We start from the raw sequence: 17,986 nt of genomic DNA, 5'->3' as shown, positions 1-17,986 counted from the left end.
ACCGACCCAACCTGGCACCCCTGCCCTTAGCCGGCAGAACCTCTCGACCAAGGGAGAAGACCCGACGTGCTTGACGTCAACTTCTTCGATGAACTCCGCATCGGCCTGGCTACGGCCGACGACATCCGCCAGTGGTCGTACGGCGAGGTCAAGAAGCCCGAGACCATCAACTACCGCACCCTGAAGCCGGAGAAGGACGGGCTCTTCTGCGAGAAGATCTTCGGTCCGACCCGGGACTGGGAGTGCTACTGCGGCAAGTACAAGCGCGTCCGCTTCAAGGGCATCATCTGTGAGCGCTGTGGCGTCGAGGTCACCCGCGCCAAGGTGCGTCGCGAGCGGATGGGCCACATCGAGCTGGCCGCTGCCGTCACCCACATCTGGTACTTCAAGGGCGTCCCGTCCCGGTTGGGCTACCTGCTCGACCTGGCCCCCAAGGACCTCGAGAAGATCATCTACTTCGCGGCTTACGTGATCACCAGTGTGAACACCGAGCTGCGGCACAACGACCTGTCGACGCTGGAAAGCGAGATCAGCGTCGAGCGCAAGCACGTCGCCGACCAGCGCGATGCCGATCTCGAGGCGCGGGCCCAGAAGCTCGAGGGCGACCTGGCCACGCTCGAGGCGGAGGGCGCCAAGAGCGACCAGCGCCGCAAGGTCAAGGAAGGCGCCGAGCGCGAGATGAAGCAGCTGCGCGACCGTGCGCAGCGCGAGCTCGACAAGCTCGACGAGATCTGGGAGACCTTCACCAAGCTGGAGCCCCGCCAGCTGGTCGCCGACGAGATCCTGTACCGCGAGCTCTACGACCGGTACGGCGAGTACTTCACCGGTGGCATGGGCGCCGAGTCGATCCAGGCCCTGCTGTCGACCTTCGACATCGGTGCCGAGGCCGAGCTGCTGCGCGAGACCATCCGCAGCGGCAAGGGCCAGAAGAAGCTGCGCGCCCTCAAGCGGCTCAAGGTCGTGGCGGCCTTCCAGGCCACCGGCAACGACCCGAGCGGCATGGTGCTCAACTGCGTGCCGGTCATCCCGCCGGACCTGCGTCCGATGGTGCAGCTGGACGGTGGCCGCTTCGCGACCTCCGACCTCAACGACCTGTACCGCCGGGTCATCAACCGCAACAACCGCCTCAAGCGACTGATCGACCTCGGTGCGCCCGAGATCATCGTCAACAACGAGAAGCGGATGCTGCAGGAGTCCGTCGACGCGCTGTTCGACAACGGCCGTCGCGGGCGTCCGGTGACCGGCCCGGGCAACCGGCCGCTGAAGTCGCTGTCCGACCTGCTCAAGGGCAAGCAGGGCCGCTTCCGCCAGAACCTGCTCGGTAAGCGAGTCGACTACTCCGGCCGTTCGGTCATCGTGGTCGGTCCGCAGCTGCAGCTGCACCAGTGCGGTCTGCCGAAGGAGATGGCGGTCGAGCTGTTCAAGCCGTTCGTCATGAAGCGGCTGGTCGACCTCAACCACGCGCAGAACATCAAGTCCGCGAAGCGGATGGTGGAGCGTCAGCGCCCGCAGGTGTGGGACGTGCTGGAAGAGGTCATCGCCGAGCACCCGGTTCTGCTGAACCGTGCTCCCACGCTGCACCGCCTCGGCATCCAGGCCTTCGAGCCGCAGCTGGTCGAGGGCAAGGCCATCCAGCTGCACCCGCTGGTCTGCGAGGCGTTCAACGCGGACTTCGACGGTGACCAGATGGCGGTCCACCTGCCGCTGTCGGCCGAGGCTCAGGCCGAGGCCCGCATCCTGATGCTGTCCAGCAACAACATCCTGTCCCCGGCGTCGGGTCGCCCGCTGGCGATGCCGCGTCTGGACATGGTCACCGGCCTGTACCACCTGACCAAGCAGGTGGACGGGGCCAAGGGCGAGGGCCTGGCGTTCTCCTCGGTCGGCGAGGCGATCATGGCCTTCGACCGCGGTGTGCTGGGGCTGCAGGCCAAGATCAAGATCCGGCTGAAGGACGTCGTGCCGTCGCGCGACGCCACCCCGGAGGGCTGGGAGCCCGGTCAGCAGTGGCTGGCCGAGACCACCCTGGGGCGGGTGTTCTTCAACGAGCTGCTGCCCGAGGACTACCCGTTCGTCGACGACCTGCTGCCGAAGAAGAAGCAGGCCGCGATCGTCAACGACCTCGCCGAGCGGTACCCGATGGTCACGGTGGCCCAGACGCTGGACAAGATGAAGGACGCCGGCTTCCACTGGGCGACTCGTTCCGGTGTGACCGTGTCGATCACCGACGTGGTCGTGCCGCCGAACAAGACCGAGATCCTCGACGGTTACGAGGCCAAGGCCGACCAGGTCGAGAAGCGGTACCGCCGTGGTGCGCTGTCCTACCAGGAGCGCAACGCCGAGCTGGTCAAGGTCTGGACGGCGGCCAAGGACGAGGTCGCCGAGGCCATGGAGACCAACTTCCCGGAGGACAACTCGATCAGCACGATCGTGAAGTCCGGGGCCGCCGGTAACATGACCCAGGTCGTTCAGCTGGCCGGTATGCGTGGTCTGGTGTCGAACCCGAAGGGTGAGTACATCCCGCGCCCGATCAAGGCGAACTTCCGCGAAGGCCTGTCCGTGCTGGAGTACTTCATCTCCAACCACGGTGCCCGTAAGGGTCTGGCTGACACGGCGCTTCGTACCGCGGACTCGGGTTACCTGACCCGTCGTCTGGTGGACGTTTCGCAGGACGTCATCGTCCGCGAGACGGACTGCGGCACCGAGCGCGGCATCAAGATGCCGATCGCGGAGCTGCTGCCCGACGGCAAGCTGCTGCGCGACGCTCACGTCGAGACCAGCATCTACGCCCGCACCACGGCCGACGACGTCACCGACGCCGACGGCAACATCGTGCTGGCCCGCGGTTCGGACCTGGGCGACCCGGCGATCGAGAAGCTGCTCGCCGCCAAGGTCACCAAGGTCAAGGTCCGCAGCGTCTTGACCTGCGAGTCCGGCGTCGGCGTCTGCGCGGTCTGCTACGGCCGTTCGATGGCCACCGGCAAGTTGGTCGACGTCGGCGAGGCCGTCGGCATCGTCGCCGCCCAGTCCATCGGTGAGCCCGGTACGCAGCTGACCATGCGTACGTTCCACCAGGGCGGTGTCGCTGGTGACGACATCACCACCGGTCTGCCGCGTGTCCAGGAGCTGTTCGAGGCCCGCGTCCCGAAGGGCAAGGCGCCCATCGCCGACACCTCGGGTCGCGTCCGGCTGGAGGACAACGACCGCTACTGGAAGATCACGATCATTCCGGACGACGGCGGCGAAGAGATCGTCTACGACAAGCTGTCCAAGCGTCAGCGGCTCGCGGCGATCTCGGTGGACGGCAGCGAGCGGCAGATCTCTGACGGCGACCACGTCGAGGTCGGTCAGCAGCTGCTCGAAGGTGCCGTCGACCCGCACGAGGTGCTGCGCGTGATGGGCCCGCGCGAGGCTCAGCTGCACCTGGTGCGCGAGGTGCAGGAGGTGTACCGGTCGCAGGGTGTGGGCATCCACGACAAGCACGTCGAGGTCATCGTCCGCCAGATGCTGCGCCGGGTCATCATCATCGACTCGGGTGCCACCGAGTTCCTGCCCGGTTCGCCGGTCGAGCGCTCGCAGTTCGAGTCGGAGAACCGCCGCGTCGTTGCCGAGGGCGGCGACCCGGCGTCCGGCCGTCCGGTCCTGATGGGCATCACGAAGGCGTCGCTGGCCACCGAGTCGTGGCTGTCGGCGGCCTCCTTCCAGGAGACGACCCGCATCCTCACCAACGCCGCGATCGAGGGCGCGAGTGACAAGCTGGTCGGCCTGAAGGAGAACGTGATCATCGGTAAGTTGATCCCGGCTGGTACGGGCATCAACCGGTACCGCAACATCCAGGTGCAGCCGACGGAGGAGGCACGGGCCGCGGCTTACGCGATCCCGTCCTACGACGACAGCTACTACACCCCGGATGTCTTCGGCGCCGGCACCGGTGCGGCCGTCCCGCTGGACGACTACGACTTCGGGCGCGACTACCGCTGAAGTTGATCGATTGACCGAAGGGCCCCTGTCCGACTCCTCCGGACAGGGGCCCTTTGCCATGTGGGGTCAGGGTTTTCGCATCAGGTCGACGGCTCGACCCGTTCGCCGTGCTCGGCTTCTGGATCGTCTGCGGCCGAGTAGGTCGAGTAGTACTCGGCCAGCTCTTCGAGCTGTCCCTGCGACAACGGGAGTTCGCCGCTCTCGCCGGTCATGCGCATCTCGCTTCCTGTCGGGAACCTTGCTTCCTGCGCCGTCAGTAGACGGCGGTGATGCGGAGCAGGAGCACCCTCAGTACTTGGTCGACGACCGCGTAGTGGATGAAGCCGTACTCGAAATCAGCCGAGTAGTAGTCGAACTTCTTGTTGTAGGTCCCATGGGCTTTGGGGTTCTCCTTGAGTTCCTTGACGAAGGCGTCGACCGCGGTGCGGACCCTGTGCGGCAGTGAGTCCAGCGTCCGCTCAGCTTCGGTGCACCAGCGGATGTCGTAGCGCGGCATCACTCGGCCTCGGGGTGGCGCACGTGGGAGAACTGCCATTTCCCTTCGGCGTTTTTGCGAAAGACGAGGTCGGTGCCGTCGGGTTGGGGACGCCATTCTTCGGAGAACATCGATTCCTCGCCGCTTTTGATACGTTCCAGCAGCTCGGCGAGTCGCGGGTCGGGGTTGGCTGCAGAGCACGCCATCGCCCACCAGCGGCCGAGGATCTTCTCGACGCGGCTGAGGTCGAAGTCGTCGTCGGCCTCGGCCATCGCGGTGTGGAACTCGCGTTCGAACTCGACGCAGTTCTCGGGGTCCAGGTCACGCAGTGTGCGGCGGATGGCGGGGCCTGTCCGGTCGACCACGACCTTCATCCGCGCGTCGATCTCCGCGTGAAAATCCTTGCTGTCCATGGGGTTTCAACGTAGCGATCAGTCGTCTGGTCGGCAGTCGCTCAACCCGGTCAACGGTGTGCACCGTCGGGTGGAGGGCTGGCGAACTCTTGTCGAGGCCTACTGTGGAGCAGAAGCCGAAGCAGCTGAGCTGCACGACCGGTCCGAAGTGGACTGGGTGCGGGAGCGGACCTGCATGAGCTGCTGGCGGGTCCTCGCCGCGCAGTCCTGACGTACTCGTGAGCGGCGATGATAGCTCCCAAATTTAGGGAAATTTGGAACACCATTCCTCGAAACCCCAGGTCAGAAGGGTTTCCAAATTTGGGGAAATTTGGAAAGGGAAACCGTGGTCATGTTCTGGATCCAGCTGAGCACCTTTGTGCTGTTCAACCTGCTCATCCTGGCGCTGCTCGTTCAGCACTTGCTGGTGGGGAGCATCGCGTTCGCTGCGGGGCAGCATGCTGGAGGTGGGGCAGGGGATTACAACGTGTGGCGGCTCATCGCCGACATCGAAGCGGAGAAGGTTGACGCCGGCAGGACCGAGCAACGCAGTGTTGCTGATCTCGAATTCTCCGAGGTGCCACCGGGATTCCCGGAAGCCGACCCTGACCAGCCCGCCGGTCGGCACCACCTCCGCGTCGACCGCCAGTTCCTGTGCGGCGAACCCCGAGTGCTGCTCGTCGGCGCCACCTGACCGCTCGACCCACCTGCGCCGTGGTGCGGCCCCATCTCGGGCCACCGGCGGGATGAAGGTTCGTCCGTTCTGGGGGAGCCGTCCGGGGCAGGATGGTGTGAGGTGCGTGGTTCGGGTGCTTGTTGGTTCTTTTGCCCGTTACGGTGTCCGGCGGCAGGTGTTCGAGCGCGTTGATGGGGAATGGTCGTGATGAACCAACGGACCGAAATGGTGCGTCCCGCGCATCCGCCGACGGCGTTGCTGCTGGTCATCACGGCTGTGCTGGCCGTCGACGTGGCGCTCGGGCTGGTCTGGGTCTTGGGGCTCGGATCGAGTTCGTACGGTGCGGTGAACGCGGTTCGCGTGTTGTTGGTCGCCATCGGTGCGCTCGCTCGCGCCGGTCTGCTCACTGGAGTGTGGCTGGGCAAGAAGGCGGCACGCGGGATCCTCTTCGGCGTCGAAGTGTGCTTCGGCTTGGTGGTGGTTCTCGCCGCGTTCATCACGGGCTCTGCGAGTAGCGGCGGCGCGGTATCGCTCCTGCTGGGGCTGGGCATCGCGCTGTTGATGTTCGGAGGCGCGTTCCCGCTGAACTCGAGGCCGGTGCGGGTCTGGTGCGAAGGCGAGCTCCCCAGCCCGGAACCTGCGCGGGGTCCGCTGGCTCAGTGGGCGCAGCAGCAAGGCTGGCAGGTTGCGTGGAACGTGCCGTCGAGCGTGCTGGACCCGCTTCGCGGGCAGCCCTTCCACGAGTACCGGCGCAAGCAGGTTCCGGTGCTGATGCGCGGCTACCACCGGGGTGCGCTGGCGATGGCCGTGCAGGTCGATTTCCGGCACCTGCACAAAGCGACCACGGGGCCGTCGTACTACTCGCCAGGTGCGGACAGGTACGTCGAACCGACGAAGACCGTCGAGCACACGTCGACGAGCAGCGTTGTGGTCGTCGAGCTGCCAGCGCCGGTTCCCGAGCTGCTGGTCGGTACCAAGCGGAACGTTCTGGGAGACGTTGAAAGCCTGTTCTTCTTGAACAAGACGCAGCGGCTGTTCCAGGGGCGCGCTGTTGGAACGGTTTCGACCGGTGGTCCGTCCATCGCGTTCATCACGGCGAGCGGTTATCTCAGCGACTACTACCTGTACGACGCTGATCCCGCGTACGCGCACGCGGTGTTGACGCCGGAGCGGGCGACCTGGCTGAAGAGCAACCGCTCCACTGGGCCGGTGTTCTTCCGGCTCTCGGGGCGGAAGCTCATCGTGTGGTCCTACACCGGGATGGGCAGCGTCGCGGTCGTGGACGCGCTGTTCGCGGCCGCGGACGAGATCGTGCGGTGGATCCCGCCGGCTGCGTACAACACCCCGGCTGCTGTGCAGGCGGATCAGCAGCACGTTCCGTTGACGCAGCTGCAGATTCCGGTTGGCTGAGGGTTGTCCGTAAAGCGAGGCGCCTTCCAGCATTCAACGCTGGAAGGCGCCTCGCGCTTGTGCGGATCAGTCCAGGCTCACCACTTGAGGTCGCCGCTGATCGTTTCGTCCGCCGGGACCTCGCTGAAGCCGCCGTTGTTGGCCTGCTCCTCCAGCTTGTCCGCAGCAGTGCCGAGTCCTTCCGCGGTCCGGTTGAACACGGACTTGCCGGCCTCGAACTTGGACGGTTTGTTCGGGACGTCGGAAGTGACCGGCCGTCCTTCCGGCGTTCCGCCGTGAGTGACGACGTTTCCGCTGCTGTCGACCTGGGTTCGGGTCGTGCCGTCCTCGTTGACCTTCCAGATCTTGCCCTCTTGGCCGAACTTCTCCGGCTTGTCGACCTGGTAGCCGCGGTCCTTGGCCTCGCTGGCGTAGCCGTCGCCGAGCTGTCCTAGAGCCGTTCGCTCTTCGGAGGTTTCCTTCGTCGCGTTGCCAAGGGCTTCGCTGCCGGCGTCGGCCGGGCTCTTCCCGTCGCCGCCGGACTTACTGGTGTCGGTGATCTTCTGGACGCTCTCAACGATGCGGATCGTGTCGAGGATTGCCTTGATCGCCGTGATCACGTCCATGATCTTGCTGATGATCGAGGTGATCCGCTGGATCTGCTGCGCGGCGCGAGCGCAGGTGATACCTGCTTCCGCGGTGGTCACCGCGGTGGCCGCGGCGATGGATCCGCCGAAGGTCGGTCCGGCCGAGGCCGTTGCCGTGATCCAGGTGGTGATCGCCCAGGTCAGGAAGTCGGCGAGGATGCCCTTGATGACGCCCTCGGCTGCTTCCATCATGGTGCCGCTCATCTGCAGCAGCTGAGAGATGTTGTTGGCCTGACCGCCGGTGGCCTGCACGCCCTCGATGAACTTGGCCATCTTGGTTCGGAGAGCGTCCGCTGCTTCGCCGTCCCAGTCGGCCAGCTCGTTGTCCAGCGTGTCGGTCAGGGTTGTCGCCAGCTTGTCGAGATCGCCCTTCACCTGGTCGAAGGCCTGCGCGCCAGCGGCCAGTGCTTCGCTGTCGCCGGTGACGAGTTGAATGGCGTCCCGCACTGGTGCTACGAAGTTGATCACGAACTCGACGCCGGTGCCGACGAGGAAGCCCATCGGGTCCATCGCGAAGCTGGTCGCGCTGGACAGGTAGCTCTCGATATCGCCTTTGAGTGCTTCGACGTCGCCCTGGCCAGCGTGTTCATTCGCGCTGACGAGGCCCTTGACGAACGGCAGCTTCCCGAATGCCGAAAAATCGGCATCCGATGCGACCGGGCTGATCGCGCTGTTCTCGAGAATCGCTTCGGTGTTGCTGGGCATCAGGCTTTACTCCCGGCGTCGACCCTGATCTGCTTCAGCTTTTCGGCTAGCTCCCGGTCGGTGTCCTGGTAGTCCTTGCCGCATGCGCTGATGTCTTCGCCGGCCTTGGTCAGTCCCTCGGCCATCTCGTCGAGGTGCTGCTGGAACTTGTCCAGCAACTGCTGATACGGGCCGAACACCGTGGCGAGCCCGAGGAGGCCCCAGGAGATCTCCGGGACCTGGGCCGCAGTTGCCTTCTCCTTGATGGCCTTCGCTTCGCTGGACAGGCCTCCGACGTTGTTGCCGCAGCTGGTGATCGCGTCCGGTTGTGCTCTGTAGCCGCCCACGGGTCACCGTCCGCCGTCGAGGAACGAGTCGGGCATGTCGTCGTCGCCCGGGTCGTCCGTCGGGGCGCTGAGCTGCTGCTGGTCCGCATCGCGGTTGAAGAGCTGTTCCTGGGTGCGGAGGACCTGTTCGCGGACGTCGCTGTCGGGCACGTACTCCTGGACGATGTCGGCCTGGCGGCGGGCCGCTTCGGCGACCGCTTGCTGGAGGGTGCTCATGACCAGGTTGGACAGGTCGCCGGGGGATTTGCGCATCGCGTCCTGGGTGAACTGGATGTCCGTCACGCCACCCGGGCTCGCGACCACGGTCACCGAGCGGTCGGGCGAGGTGGTGCTGACCTGCAGTTCACCGATCTGCTCGCGCATCCGGCCGAAGTCGCCCATCTGCTGCTCCGCTCGGCGCCCGGCCTCCTTCAGCGCTTCGAGCTTGCGTTGCAGATCGTCCAGGTCCGCGGACATCTGCGCCTCCTTTGTCTGCTATGCGGCTCTTCCCCCCGGATGCTCGTACATACGGGTGCGCGATGTGGAACGTTTCCACGAAATACGTGCAGAAGGGACGTTGCAGATCGATTGCGCTGGAGGCGGCAAAACATGCTCGGCGCTGGTGGCCGGAGCTGCGGTTCGGGTTACCGTGGCGTGGATCGGCCCGGGCCGAAAAGGACAGGCTGCGGCGGGCATGCCGTGTCGTCGAGGGGCCAACACGGCATGCCCTGCCTGCGGTCTCAGCCCTCGAGCTCGGCGAGCGCCTTTCGGACGCGCTCGACCTCGGCCTCCAGCTCGGCCAGCTTGGCCTCGTGCTGCTGACGCGCCTGGTTGATCACGCTCTCGATGGTCTCCGAGATTTCCTCGTGCAGTTCGGCAGCGGCCTTGGACACCGCGGCTGCGGCGACCGGTAGGCCCTGCACGATGCGCTTGCCCGCGTGCAGCAGGTCCGCCTGCCACTCGCCGTCAGCGCTGCCGGTGACCGTCAGCGTGAGCTCGACCGTGCGGGTCTTCTTCGCGGTGCTCTGCTTGCGAGCCCGCGACTTCTTCGGCGTCTCCTCGACCGGTGCTTCCGGCTTCGGCCCTTCCTCGGTCGGCGCGGTCTCGGTCGACTCGGCGTCGGCCGCGGTGGTGTCGGCCTGAGCGTCGGTAGCCGGGGTCTCCGCGGGCGCGGCCGGCTCGACCGGGGACTGCGCCGACTCGGGCTGGGCCGGGGCGTTCTCGGTGCTCGACTGTTCCTCGGTCAACTCTGTCTCCTGTGTCGTGCGGCGGGAAACCAGAATAGAACAGGTGTTCCCCTGATGTGCTGTGGACTTGTCAGGCATGCGCCCGATCGGGTCACCGCTGGAGGACGGCGACCAGTGCTTGCAGCGCGGGGCGGAAGGCGTGCTCCGCCGGTGCGGCGTAGCCGACGACCACGCCGGGCGGATGGGCTCCCGCGCGCATCCAGTGCGGCCCGAGTACCTCAAGTTCCACTGAATGCTCCCAAGCCCGGGCCAGGACTTCTCGCTCCGTCGGTCCCTCCGGGTCGAGCTGCAAGGTGACGTGCAGTCCGGCCGAGATCCCGGCCGGGTGCGGCCGGTGGTTCGCGCGCAGGTCGTTCAGCGCGGCGCCGAGCAGCTCCAGCCGCCTCCGGTACGCGGCGCGCGATCGGCGGACGTGCTGATCGTATGCGCCCGAGCGGATCAGCTCCGCCATGGCCAGCTGTTCGAACAGCGGCGCGTGCAGACCACTGTTGATCTTCAGCGTGCGCACCGGATCGACCAGCTGCGGAGGCAGCGCCAGCCACGCCAGGCGCAGCGCCGGGGCCAGCGTCTTGCTGGCCGTGCCCGCGTAGGCGACGTGGTTCGGCGCCATGCCCTGCAGCGAGCCGACGGGCTGGCGGTCGAAGCGGAACTCGCCGTCGTAGTCGTCCTCGACGACCAGCAGGTCTTCGGCCTTGGCGCGCTGCACCAGCGCCATCCGCCGCGCCGAGCTCAGCGCGACGCCGAGCGGGAACTGGTGCGCCGGCGTCAGCACGACCGCCCCGCTGCGCAGCTGCTCGATGTCGATGCCGTGCTCGTCGACGGGCACGCCGCGCACCGCCATGCCGAGGCTGGCCGGGATGGTCCGCAGCTGCGGCGCGGACGGGTCCTCGAAGTCCATCGAGTCCACGCCCTGGTCGTGAAGGGCCTTGCTGAGCAGCGACAACGCCTGCGTGTAGCCGTTGCAGACGATGATTCGCTCCGGCGCCGTGGCCACCGCGCGCACGCGCGCGAGGTAGTCGGAGAGGGCTTCGCGCAGCAGTGGATGCCCCTGCGGATCGCCGTAGTCGAGGTCGTCGGCGGGGATGTTGTGCAGGGCCCGGCGGCTCGCGGCCAGCCAGTCCCGGCGCGGGAAGGCGCTCAGGTCCGGCCGTCCGGGGCGGAAGTCCCAGCGTGCGGTGGGTGGCGTCGGACTCGGCGTGTCGTCGACCGGGTCCGGGGCAGCGAGCCGATCGGCCACCGTGGTCGGTGCGCCCTGTCGGGACAGCAGGAAGCCCTCGGTGATCAGCTGGTCGTAGGCGCGGGTCACGGTGCCGCGCGCGACGCCGAGGTCCTGCGCGAGCGCACGGGTGGATGGCACTCGGGAACCGGCGGGGAGACGTCCGTCGCGGATCGCGGCGCGCAGCGCCTCGGCCAACCCGCGGCTGTCCGGACGCCCCCGGTCCAAGCGCAGCTCAGCAGGGGACCATCCAACCGTCACGTCCTCCGAGCCTACGCCGGAGCGGAGGGTGATCGAAGCCGAGTCCCGTCCCCGGTGGTGATGATCGCTACACGCGCGGTTTTCGCTTTCCACCCCGCTGCGGCATTCGCCGTTGATACGGTTTGTCGCCGCAGGCAGCGCTATTCGTGGCAGGGGACTCGTGGCTGAGGACGTCGGGCAGAGCATCGCGAACACCGAGCGGATGGTTCGCGAATGGCAGGAACGAGCCGAGGAGAAGGCTCAGAAGTTCGGCCAGATGCAGCAGCAGATCGAACAGATCGTGATCACTCAGGCATCCCGCGACGGTGCGATCCAGGTGACGGTGAACTCGAGCGGGATGCTGCAGTCCCTCCAGCTGGCGGAGAGCGCGAGCAGTCGGCCGATGGCCAAGCTCGGCGCCGAGATCATGAGCATGGTGCAGCTGGCGCAGTCCAAGGTCCCGGACATGGTCGAGCAGGCGGTCGTCGACACCGTGGGCCTGGAGGACACCGCAGCGCAGCACCTGGTGACCCAGTCCCGGAAGTACTTCCCGGAGCCGCCGGAGGAGGAGGAAGCGCCGCAGCGCTCCTCCGGGCTGCAGGAGATGCAGGTTCCGGTCGAGGACGACTACGAGCCGCCGAAGCGTCCGCCCGAGCCGCCCCGGCAGCCGCCGCGCCGCCAGCCGGTCGACGACTTCGACGACGACTTCGGAAGCGGTTCGTTCCTGCGCTGAAGCATTGACCTGGGGGAGTTTTCGCGATGCCCGATGAGATGAACGTCGTCATCGAGAACCTGCGCACCCACGCGTCCAAAGTGGACTCGGTGGTCGACCAGCTGAACGTGGCGGTCGACGCCTCGCAGCAGGTCAAGGTGGACAACGACGCCTACGGCCTGATCGGCCAGCCGTTCGCGATGCTGATCGACATGGTCGAGGGGATCGGCGTCGAGACCCTGCAGAAGGCCGTCGAGGGCATGCAGCACGTCGCCGAAGAGGTCCGCGGCGCGGCCGAGGACTACCAGGCCGTCGACGACCAGAACCGCGACCTGATCGGCGGGGTTGAGGTATGAGCAATCCGCTCGTGGCCCAGTCCGAGCAGTCGGGTGACGACGGGTTCATCACCAAGGGCGACAGCTGGACCAGCGGGATCGGCATCCTCGACGCGGTCGACGGGATCTCCGAGCTCGACGACGGCAACAACTGGGTCGAGACCGGCCTGGCCTGGGGCTCGGCGGCGCTGGAAGTCGTCAGCATCGCCACCGACCCGGTCGGCACCCTGGTGTCCTACGGAGTGGGCTGGCTGATCGAGCACATCGGGCCGCTGCAGGACGCGCTGGACTGGCTCGCCGGCGACCCCGCCGGAGTCGCTGCGTACGGGCAGACCTGGGACAACGTGTCGAAGGCGGTCGGCGAGGCCTCCACCGCCTACCAGGACGCCGTGCTGTCGGACACCTCGGACTGGACCGGCCAGGCCGGTGAGGCCTACCGCAAGTTGGCCGCGGAGAAGGGCGAAGCCCTCGTCGGTGCGGCCAAGTTGTCCGGCACGATCAGCTCGGTCGTGACGGTCATGGGCCAGGTCGTCGGATTCGTCCGCGACTTCGTCCAGCAGCTGGTCACCGACTGCATCTCGCGCCTGATCGCCTACGCGCTCGAAGCCTGGGTGCCACCCGTCGTCTCCCTGGCGTGGGTGGTCCCGCAGGCGGTGTCGTTCATCTCCAAGACCGTCGGCAAGATCGGCGAGGTCATCACCAAGCTGATCAAGACGATCAGCAACGTCGCCCCGAAGCTGGCCAAGATGGCCCAGGTCTTCGGCGACGTGATGAAGTCCCTGGCCAAGATGGGTGCCAAGTTCGCCACCAAGGCCGCCAATATCGCCGACAACGTCGACATCTCGGGCAAGATCTCCGGGAAGATCGCGGACAAGTTCGCCGAGAGCTCCTGGAAGAAGTTCGACGACATCGCGGGGACTGATGTTGTCGGTAAGCACAAGGCGAAGTTCGGTGGACCTGACCTGCCGAGCGGGGATTCCGGTGGGGAGTCCGACGAGGCGCCGAGCGGTGGGTCTCCTCGGGATTCTTCAGGCGGTGATTCGGGGACTCCGGCCGGTGGTGATGGGCCGGGTTCTCCGCGTGGTTCGGATACCGCTGGGCATGCTGATGAGCCCGGTCGCGGGTCGGACACGGCTTCCGGTTCGGGGGATCGCCCGGGCGATTCGTCCTCGGTGGACGGTGGTGGAGATGGCCGCACGGCGCCGGATTCTCCGCGGACTGCGATGTCGGAGCACTCGGGTGTCGGGGACAGTGCTGGCGGTACTGACTCCAGTCGTTCGCACCAGGGTGGGCCTGGCACTTCGGAGCCGGGTGGGTCCGCTGGTCCGCATTCGGACGGGCCTGGTTCTCACTCTGACGGCGTGAACGCTGGTGGCTCGCACCCTGGTGGTGCTGGGCCTGATGGTGGGCACGGTTCGCAGTCGGGCGGCCCGAATCCGGGCGGATCGCACCCTGGTGGTTCGCACTCCGATGTGCCGAATCCTGGTGGTTCGCACTCCGGCGGTGTGAACACCGGTAGCTCGCACTCCGGCGGCGTTGGTCCAGATGGCGGGAACAGTCCTCAGCCGAGTGGTCAGCACTCCGGTGGCGGGAATCCTGGCGGGCCACAGCCTGGCGGTGGGAATCCTGGTGGGCCGGGGCACTCCGGTGCGTCGCCGACTGGGGCTCCGACCTCGGGCGGATCTGCGGGGCCGGTTGGCGGGCCTGCAGGCGGATTCGGCTCGCCGGGCGGTCCTGCTGGACATGGCACGAACGCGCCGAACACCCCGGCGAGCACCTTTTCGTCCAATGTGGATGCACCTGCTAGGCCGTCGGATCCAGGCGTTGCGGCACCCGTGTCCGGACCCCCGCCTTCCCGTTCCGACCAGTCGCCCGGCGGTGGCACAGCTGGCGGCGGAGCCGCTGGTGGCATGGCGGGCGGAGCCGGCGGCGGCGCGCCCGGAGGGGCGGGATCGACCGGCGGAGGCGCCGGTCGGGCCGGGTCCGGTGGGTGGACCGGAACTCCTGGAAGCCCCGGCGCAGCCGGGAGGAACAGCCCGGAGGCCCCGCGTCAGCGCGGGCCGGAGGGCGCAGCGGAGCGCTCCGCGCGCGGATCGGCGAAGCCGGACGCGCCGGAGCGGCGCAGCCCGGGCAGCGAGGCCGGACAGCGTCCGGGAGGCGCGAACCGCCCCGGAGGGGCGGGGCCCGCGCAGCATCCGGGAGGTCCGAGGCCGCAGCACGCTCCATCGCGCCCGGACGCGTCCAGGCCGAACACGCCACAACATCCGGGCGGCGCACCACGTTCCGACGTACCCGCGTCGCAGAACGGGCCTGCCAACCCTGCCCGTTCCGGACACCCGGACGGCTCGCCTCGCCCCGACGGCCCGCCGCGGCAGAACGCCCCGCAGCACCCGGCCGGTCCGAGGCCGCAGGATGCTCCGTCACGCCCGGATGTGTCGAGGCCGAACACACCGCAACATCCAGGCGGCCAGCCACGCCCCGACGCGCCTGCACGCCCGGACGGCTCAGCGCGCCCGAACGATCCGTCGCGCCCGGACGCCCGGCCCAACCAGCACCCGGATGGCCCGTCGCGTCAGCCGGCACAGCGTCCAGACGGCCCGCCCGCTCAGCACCAGCGGCCCGACGGCCCACCCCACCCCGACCGGTCGACGCACCCGGACGGCCAGCCGAAGCACGCTCCGGACGGTCCGCCCCGAACCCGCCCCGACGCCGCCCCGGACGCACCGCGCCAGCGCCACCCGGAGTCCCAGCCCAACCCGAGCGGCGCGCACCCCCAGAACACGCGCCCGGACGCGCCGAACCGAAACGCGCCCAACGCGCCCCAACCAGGCCCACGACACGCGGACACCAGCCGCAACGAGCACTCGCAGGTCCGCCCCGACTCGTTCTCGAACGTCAGGACCGAGGGCGACCAGCGCTGGGGCCCGGACCGCCAGCAGCAGCCCGAGAACACCCACGTCCGCGAGGAATCCCCTGGGCAGCAGCCGGAACCGGCTCCGGATCCGGAGCGCTCCACCGCGGAGTCCATGGCGGCCGAACGGCCCCCGGCGGTCCCGTACGAGCACGCCTGGAACCTCAACGCGGGCGCGCACCAGCGGCTGGACGTCTCGGACGAGCTGCGGCAGAAGCTGGGCGGCGAGCCCACGGGGATCCGCAACACCAAGTCGGGTCTCTCGATGGTCCCGTCGCGGTCCGATCTGCCCTCCTCGATGACCACCCCGCACGACCGGTGGCGGGAACCGAACCCGTCCATCGACCCGAAGCGCTACACGGTCGAGGTGCACGGCAGCCCGAACGGCGTGACCTTCCGCGGCCAGGAGCTCTCCGCGAAGGAGTTGGCCGAGGTCATCAAGGGTGCACCGGGCTACAAGCCGGGCGCCCCGGTCCGCCTGCTGTCCTGCAACACCGGCGCCGACCTGCCGGACGGCTCCCCGAACTTCGCCCAGCAGCTGTCCAAGGAACTGGGCGTCGAAGTCCTCGCCCCGAAGACCAACGCGTGGGTCGACAACTTCGGCAACATGTACGCCAGCGAATCCCGGGCGAAGCTGGACCCGAACGGCCCCGACGGCGTCCAAGCCACCTTCGACGAACCGGGCCAGTGGGCCAGCTTCCACCCGGACGGCACCCAAGCCGTCCACGACAGCCCCTACCCCCCAGGCCACGAACCAGAATGGGTCCGCCACGGAGCCCAAGCAGCCAACGCCGAACAACGCGGCTTGTTCGACCGAATCTTCGGCAGGAACAAACAGCCGGAACCAAGTCCGATGGAGGAATGGGCGGCAGAACACGTCCGTTCCAACACGTTCTCGCCACCACCGCAGCAAGGTTTCCCGCCGCAGCAGCCCGGACAACCAGCGCACCTGCCGCAGGAATGGCGCCAGCCCCAAGGCCAGGCGCAGTTCCCCCAAGGCCAACAAGCCCCTGTCGGGCCGCAACCAGGTCAGCCCCAACAAGGCCAGTACCAGCAGGGTGTGCCTCAGCAGGGTCAGTTCCAGCAAAGCCCGCCCCAACAGCAGGGCCAGTTCGCACCCCAGCAGGGCCAGTTCCAGCAGGGGCCGCTTCAACCAGGCCCGGCTCAGCAGGGCGTGCCCCAGCAGGGCCCGTACCAACAAGGTCCGGTTCAACAGGGTCAGTTCCAGCAGGGTGCACCTCAACCCGGCCAGTACCAGCAGAGTGCGCCCCAGCAGGGGCAGTACCAACAAGGTCCCGCCCTACAGGGTCAGTACCAGCAAGGTGCGCCTCAGCCGGGGCAACCTCAGCAGGGTGCGCCTCAACCGGGCCAGTATCAGCAGCGCCCGCCCCAATCAGGCCCGTTCCAGCAAGGCGCGCCGCAGCCTGGCCAGCCCCAACACCCAGCGGTCTATCACCAACCAGGAGCCTCGCCCCAACAAGGCCCTGGTTTCCAGCAACGCCCGCAAGACGGAGATTTCCAGCAGGGATCCGGTGTCCAAGGAAACCCCCAGCGCGGAGGTTTCCAGGGAGACCCGCAAAACGGCGGCTTCCAGCAGCGCCCGCAGGGCGCCCCGCCGCAGCATCCGGTGCAACCTGCCGTCCGCCCGGCGGCCCCGGCGCCAGCGGAGGTCAGCGGTCCGCAGCAGACGCCGAGCCGTCCGCGTTCTGACGGGCCGTCGGCGCGGTCGAACAGTGTCTCGCCAGTGGATGTCAGTGGTCCGCGCCAGGGCGGTGTGCCGCGCCAGTCGGTGCCGCCAGTGGACGTCAGTGGTCCGCGTCTTGACGGGCCGTCGGCGCGGTCGAACAGTGTCTCGCCAGCGGATGTCAGCGGTCCCCCGCAGAACCGGGGAGGTCAGTCGCCGTCGGTGGACGCAGGCCAGCGGAACCTTGCCGGGACCGCAAGCCCGTCACCAACCCCGGAGCCGCATCAGCCGGTTCGTTCTCGCGAAGACTTCATGCGAAACAACGGGTTCGATCGGGATTCGTTGGGGCTGGATGATGCTTCGCCGGGGCAGCACGACGGGCCGGACTCTCGTGAGCGCAATCCGCTCGACGAGTTCGACTTCTTCGGGAACAAGGACTTCCGGGCAACGGAAGAAGACCTCGCTGCGATGCGCGAGAGCCGCAAAATGCTCAGCGAGCGTGAGCTGCAGGAAATCAGGTCGCGTGCTGATGTCGCGCACATCACCGATGAAGAACTATCGGCGATGCATCTCTACACCGGGCCGGAGCACGCGAACTGGAATGAAGCCTTGCGCAGCGGTGACCCTGACGCGGTGCGCGAGTACGAGACGCTGATCAGGAACGCCGTGTCGGGCATGAACAAGTTGCCCGACTGGAGTTCGAGCCCGAGCGTTCCGCGACTCTTGCGTGGAATCCAGATCGATTCGTTTTCCGCCATGAACATGGATGACTTCCTCAAGCGGTACGAGGTGGGCAACTCGTTGACGGAAAATGGTTTCACCAGTTCCACGAAGGATGACCTGGCTGACCCGTCCAATGACGGCAAACCGGCAATGACTGGAAATGTCGAGTTCGTGATCGATGCACAAGGGGCCGGTAAGGACATCGCATTCTTGAAGCCAACTGGCGGAATGAGGGAAGTTGTCTTTCCCCCGGGGGGGCGATTTGAGGTGACGCACCGGGAGTTCGACGAAGAGAACAATAAGTGGAAGATTTATCTATCTGCTATGGGAAGGTGAACGGTAGTGGATCAC

Annotated in this window: 15 protein-coding genes; 7 read left to right on the top strand and 8 right to left on the bottom strand. The window is 67.4% G+C overall.

The window, feature by feature from the left end:
• Positions 1-66: 66 nt before the first annotated feature.
• Positions 67-3,978: a DNA-directed RNA polymerase subunit beta' gene (locus ACWCO2_RS17055; RefSeq protein WP_450128678.1), complete on the top strand. Its 3,912-nt coding sequence runs from the start codon at positions 67-69 to the stop codon at positions 3,976-3,978.
• A gap of 80 nt (positions 3,979-4,058) precedes the next feature.
• Here the strand turns inward: ACWCO2_RS17055 and ACWCO2_RS17050 are convergent, their stop codons facing one another.
• From ACWCO2_RS17050 to ACWCO2_RS17040, 3 genes are read right to left on the bottom strand one after another with little or no spacing between them, the layout of a single operon-like run.
• Positions 4,059-4,190, bottom strand: coding sequence for a hypothetical protein (locus tag ACWCO2_RS17050; RefSeq protein WP_450128677.1), 132 nt, complete (start codon positions 4,188-4,190; stop codon positions 4,059-4,061).
• A gap of 41 nt (positions 4,191-4,231) precedes the next feature.
• Entirely contained in the window at positions 4,232-4,474 is a 243-nt protein-coding gene (locus ACWCO2_RS17045) for a type II toxin-antitoxin system RelE family toxin (protein WP_450128676.1), read from the bottom strand.
• Entirely contained in the window at positions 4,474-4,827 is a 354-nt protein-coding gene (locus ACWCO2_RS17040; protein ID WP_450128675.1) for a DUF6247 family protein, read from the bottom strand. The genes ACWCO2_RS17045 and ACWCO2_RS17040 overlap by 1 nt, the downstream gene beginning before the upstream one ends.
• Positions 4,828-4,864: 37 nt before the next feature.
• Here ACWCO2_RS17040 and ACWCO2_RS17035 point away from each other — a divergent pair, with 37 nt between their 5' ends.
• The 3 genes from ACWCO2_RS17035 (at position 4,865) to ACWCO2_RS17025 (ending at position 6,931) form a co-directional block, all read left to right on the top strand.
• Positions 4,865-5,077 carry a hypothetical protein gene (locus ACWCO2_RS17035; protein WP_450128674.1) on the top strand — a complete coding sequence of 71 codons (213 nt, stop codon included), beginning with the start codon at positions 4,865-4,867 and terminating at the stop codon, positions 5,075-5,077.
• Positions 5,078-5,197: 120 nt separating this feature from the next.
• A complete protein-coding gene (locus ACWCO2_RS17030) occupies positions 5,198-5,539 on the top strand; it encodes a hypothetical protein (RefSeq protein ID WP_450128673.1) in 342 nt (113 codons plus the stop codon).
• A gap of 189 nt (positions 5,540-5,728) precedes the next feature.
• On the top strand, positions 5,729-6,931 hold the full coding sequence (locus ACWCO2_RS17025; protein WP_450128672.1) for a hypothetical protein: 1,203 nt from the start codon (positions 5,729-5,731) through the stop codon (positions 6,929-6,931).
• 77 nt (positions 6,932-7,008) lie between these two features.
• Here the strand turns inward: ACWCO2_RS17025 and ACWCO2_RS17020 are convergent, their stop codons facing one another.
• From ACWCO2_RS17020 to pdxR, 5 genes are all read right to left on the bottom strand, one after another.
• Positions 7,009-8,262 carry a WXG100 family type VII secretion target gene (locus ACWCO2_RS17020; RefSeq protein ID WP_450128671.1) on the bottom strand — a complete coding sequence of 418 codons (1,254 nt, stop codon included), beginning with the start codon at positions 8,260-8,262 and terminating at the stop codon, positions 7,009-7,011.
• Positions 8,262-8,588, bottom strand: a complete 327-nt coding sequence (locus tag ACWCO2_RS17015) for a hypothetical protein (RefSeq protein ID WP_450128670.1) — start codon at positions 8,586-8,588, stop codon at positions 8,262-8,264. The genes ACWCO2_RS17020 and ACWCO2_RS17015 overlap by 1 nt, the downstream gene beginning before the upstream one ends.
• 3 nt (positions 8,589-8,591) lie before the next feature.
• The gene (locus ACWCO2_RS17010) at positions 8,592-9,044 is read right to left on the bottom strand and encodes a YbaB/EbfC family nucleoid-associated protein (RefSeq protein WP_450128669.1); all 453 of its coding nucleotides are present in this window, start codon (positions 9,042-9,044) and stop codon (positions 8,592-8,594) included.
• A 263-nt stretch (positions 9,045-9,307) separates the two neighbouring features.
• Positions 9,308-9,814, bottom strand: coding sequence for a DUF6319 family protein (locus ACWCO2_RS17005; RefSeq protein ID WP_450128668.1), 507 nt, complete (start codon positions 9,812-9,814; stop codon positions 9,308-9,310).
• Positions 9,815-9,905: 91 nt separating this feature from the next.
• The gene (gene pdxR, locus ACWCO2_RS17000) at positions 9,906-11,291 is read right to left on the bottom strand and encodes a MocR-like pyridoxine biosynthesis transcription factor PdxR (RefSeq protein WP_450128667.1); all 1,386 of its coding nucleotides are present in this window, start codon (positions 11,289-11,291) and stop codon (positions 9,906-9,908) included.
• 160 nt (positions 11,292-11,451) lie between these two features.
• Here pdxR and ACWCO2_RS16995 point away from each other — a divergent pair, with 160 nt between their 5' ends.
• The 3 genes from ACWCO2_RS16995 to ACWCO2_RS16985 are packed head-to-tail and all read left to right on the top strand — an operon-like array spanning position 11,452 to position 17,971.
• On the top strand, positions 11,452-12,003 hold the full coding sequence (locus ACWCO2_RS16995; protein ID WP_450128666.1) for a YbaB/EbfC family nucleoid-associated protein: 552 nt from the start codon (positions 11,452-11,454) through the stop codon (positions 12,001-12,003).
• Positions 12,004-12,029: 26 nt separating this feature from the next.
• Entirely contained in the window at positions 12,030-12,338 is a 309-nt protein-coding gene (locus ACWCO2_RS16990; protein WP_450128665.1) for an ESX-1 secretion-associated protein, read from the top strand.
• Entirely contained in the window at positions 12,335-17,971 is a 5,637-nt protein-coding gene (locus tag ACWCO2_RS16985; protein ID WP_450128664.1) for a hypothetical protein, read from the top strand. Before ACWCO2_RS16990 ends, ACWCO2_RS16985 begins: the two co-directional genes overlap by 4 nt.
• The last annotated feature ends 15 nt before the right edge of the window (positions 17,972-17,986 follow it).

It is taken from the genome of Saccharopolyspora sp. NPDC002376 (genome assembly GCF_053593195.1).
This window is presented reverse-complemented; position numbering and strand designations above follow the sequence as displayed.

Excerpts from the sequence above, each read along its gene's own strand:
- ACWCO2_RS16990 (WP_450128665.1), top strand. The coding sequence starts at position 12,030 with ATGCCCGATGAGATGAACGTCGTCATCGAGAACCTGCGCACCCACGCG.
- ACWCO2_RS17040 (WP_450128675.1), bottom strand. The coding sequence starts at position 4,827 with ATGAAGGTCGTGGTCGACCGGACAGGCCCCGCCATCCGCCGCACACTG.
- ACWCO2_RS16985 (WP_450128664.1), top strand. The coding sequence starts at position 12,335 with ATGAGCAATCCGCTCGTGGCCCAGTCCGAGCAGTCGGGTGACGACGGG.
- ACWCO2_RS17010 (WP_450128669.1), bottom strand. The coding sequence starts at position 9,044 with ATGTCCGCGGACCTGGACGATCTGCAACGCAAGCTCGAAGCGCTGAAG.
- ACWCO2_RS17050 (WP_450128677.1), bottom strand. The coding sequence starts at position 4,190 with ATGACCGGCGAGAGCGGCGAACTCCCGTTGTCGCAGGGACAGCTCGAA.
- ACWCO2_RS17035 (WP_450128674.1), top strand. The coding sequence starts at position 4,865 with ATGGGGTTTCAACGTAGCGATCAGTCGTCTGGTCGGCAGTCGCTCAAC.
- ACWCO2_RS17020 (WP_450128671.1), bottom strand. The coding sequence starts at position 8,262 with ATGCCCAGCAACACCGAAGCGATTCTCGAGAACAGCGCGATCAGCCCG.
- ACWCO2_RS17030 (WP_450128673.1), top strand. The coding sequence starts at position 5,198 with ATGTTCTGGATCCAGCTGAGCACCTTTGTGCTGTTCAACCTGCTCATC.
- ACWCO2_RS17045 (WP_450128676.1), bottom strand. The coding sequence starts at position 4,474 with ATGCCGCGCTACGACATCCGCTGGTGCACCGAAGCTGAGCGGACGCTG.
- ACWCO2_RS17025 (WP_450128672.1), top strand. The coding sequence starts at position 5,729 with ATGAACCAACGGACCGAAATGGTGCGTCCCGCGCATCCGCCGACGGCG.